The 2457-nt window shown below is 54.6% G+C and carries 2 protein-coding genes; one reads left to right on the plus strand and one right to left on the minus strand.

Going from position 1 to position 2457, the window contains the following annotated elements; translation table 11 throughout:
• The coding region (locus tag H5P28_RS15480) for an Ig-like domain-containing protein (protein WP_185676619.1) at positions 1–846 on the plus strand (846 nt) is incomplete at its 5' end.
• A 528-nt stretch (positions 847–1374) separates the two neighbouring features.
• Here H5P28_RS15480 and H5P28_RS15485 read toward each other — a convergent pair.
• Positions 1375–2406 carry an IS5 family transposase gene (locus H5P28_RS15485; protein WP_185675592.1) on the minus strand — a complete coding sequence of 344 codons (1032 nt, stop codon included), beginning with the start codon at positions 2404–2406 and terminating at the stop codon, positions 1375–1377.
• Positions 2407–2457 lie beyond the last annotated feature (51 nt).

Below are 2457 nucleotides of genomic sequence, written 5' to 3' on the forward strand. Positions count from 1 at the left end.
TACGCCCCCGCCAACCTCGGGCAAGCCAAGCATCTGGCCAAGGCAGCCTATCTGGAGATGGAATCGCAGGAAACGGGGAGTGCCGGGAGCGAGGTCGCCTCGATGGTGGCCAACTTCTCGACAAACCCCGGTATCAACTACGCCCCCTTGAACCTGGGCCAACTCAAGGCGCTCGCAAAACCCTTTTATGACGTCATGCACGCTGCCGATGGTTTTATCATCGTGCTTTCGGACGGAACATCTCTTTCTTCCGGAGAGTACCCTTGGGACCCGGCCACCCCTCTCTCCGCCAACTACGCCCCCGCCAACCTCGGACAACTCAAATATGTCTTCTCCTTTTCCCTGGAAGAGTGGGGGGTAGAAGTTACTCCTCCTGAGGTGCCCGGAGAGTATGAGCGAGCCTTTGTTTATCTTGTCGAGCCTACGATCAGGTACGCTGTTGTTGGGCAAGCGATTGGTTTGAAAGCTGTGGCAAGTTTTCCGGGAGACACGGTCAGCGGTGTGGAGTTTTATACTAATGGAGTTTTGTTGGGATCAGAAGACTCCTCCCCTCCGTATGAGTCGGGGTGGAGTCCGTCCGGCATCGGTACCAATGCCTTGCAGGCAAAGGCCTCGTCACTTGGGGGAGGAAGTGTGCTGTCTCCTGTGTGGATCGTTGTCATACAAGAGGACGTGAATGGGGACGGCCTTGGGGATGCTTGGGCAATGGCAAATGGTGTCACAGGCCCTGGTGATGATGACGACGGAGACGGTATGACTGCTTTGGATGAGTTCGCCTCGGGCTTGTCGGCTGGTATAAAAGACCACCCTGTAGTCGGTCTGGAGTACTTCAGTGTGAGTCTGTGAGCCCTTTTGATTAATCTGATTTATTGTTGTTCCATGAGCGTTTATTATAAAATCCTGTGTCTGTATTCATGGTTGATTGTTTTGTCGGCGATACATGTCTCTGGTCAGTGTGGAATTAATGGTCCGGATATCGAAAAGATATATATTCCGAGTCGTTGTTTTGTTTCGAGTGAGGGTATATCTACGATTCTTGGTTATACTGGTTTTGTCAGCCCATATGCGGAGTCTGGTATTGTGTATAGGAAAGTGAATATGGGAGGAGTGTACTGGTATGGAGAGTTTGATGGGCCTAGCTTGGGTGGGTGCGAAGTTCAGGATAGGGATAAGTATACTTATGTTTATAGGGGCTCAGATGTGGTAAATGAATTAAGGCCACTTCGATTAAGGGAGTCATTTTGCTTGAGCCGTTCAGCTATGAGATTTCAGATGCCTGGAAGGGGGCTTGATGGGCAGTTGCAGGGAGTTGCGGTGGTTGTTTTGGCCTCAGATTGAGGCGTTTGGCGGCGATTTTCTCCCGATTGTGTAGGCTCAGCCCCTGGCATGGAACATGGCATAGCGGTCGAGGTTGTAGGTGAGGTTGGTAAGGGCGGTTTCGAAGCGACATCGTCTCTGGCCGATACGTCGGAAGCGGTCGCCGCCGAACTGGGCGATGCGGCCGAAGGCGTGTTCGACGCGGGAGCGGATGCGGCTCTTTTGCCTGTTGGCACGCTTTTGTTCACGGCTGAGCGGACGGGCGGCAGTGCCCTTTTCGCAGATGTTGGCGAGCATGGCGAAGCCTTTGAGCAGCGCGGCGATGAACGGCCCGACGTAAGCGCTGTCGGCCCACAGCACGGCCTCGCGGTCGCTCTCACGCAGCAGTTTCCCGACCGGTTGGGAGTCGTGGACGGCGGCGTTTGTGACGGTGAAGGTCTCGATAAACTTGCTGGCCGCATCGACTTTGACGTGGTTCTTGTATCCAAAATAGGATACATGGTTCTTCTGCGTCCAACGCGCATCGAGATCCTTCTGGCAGGCCCGGCGCGGCCTCTTGGCGATGCGTTCGGGCACCTCGCCGCGCTTGATCTGTTCGTTCTCATGGCGGCGGTTGCGCTGCTTGGGAGCCTCGATAAAACTGGCGTCGATGATCTTGCCGCAACTGGCGATCAAGCCCTGAGTGCGCAGTTGCTCGTTGAACAACTCGAACACAGCAACCATCCCCTCGGCTCCAAGGCGTTCCTTAAAGGACCAGATCGTCGCGTGATCGGGAGAACCATCGCCGGGGCGTAGCCCCACAAAGCGCAGAAAGCTGAAGCGATCAAGAATCTGAAACTCTGTCTCTTGGTCCGATAGGTCAAAGAAGCGCTGCAATACCAGCACCTTGAGCATCAAAACCGGACACCACGGAATGCGCCCACCCTTGCTTTGGTCGCCGTAGGAAAGGCGCTCCTCAAGCAACGCACGAAACGTCTCCCAATCGATCACATCAAGCCGATCCAGGCTGCTCTTACGCTGCGAAGCGCTGTCCGCGTGTTTCAAAATGTCGAAGAGATTGCTTTGGCTGCTACCAGTCTTTACGCGCATATCAGATTGTCTCCAGTTGTCGCAAAGAAGGCGAGGTTAATCGAAGTGGCC

Origin of the sequence: Ruficoccus amylovorans, from assembly GCF_014230085.1 — a bacterium.
GTDB classification, from domain to species: Bacteria; Verrucomicrobiota; Verrucomicrobiia; order Opitutales; family Cerasicoccaceae; genus Ruficoccus; species Ruficoccus amylovorans.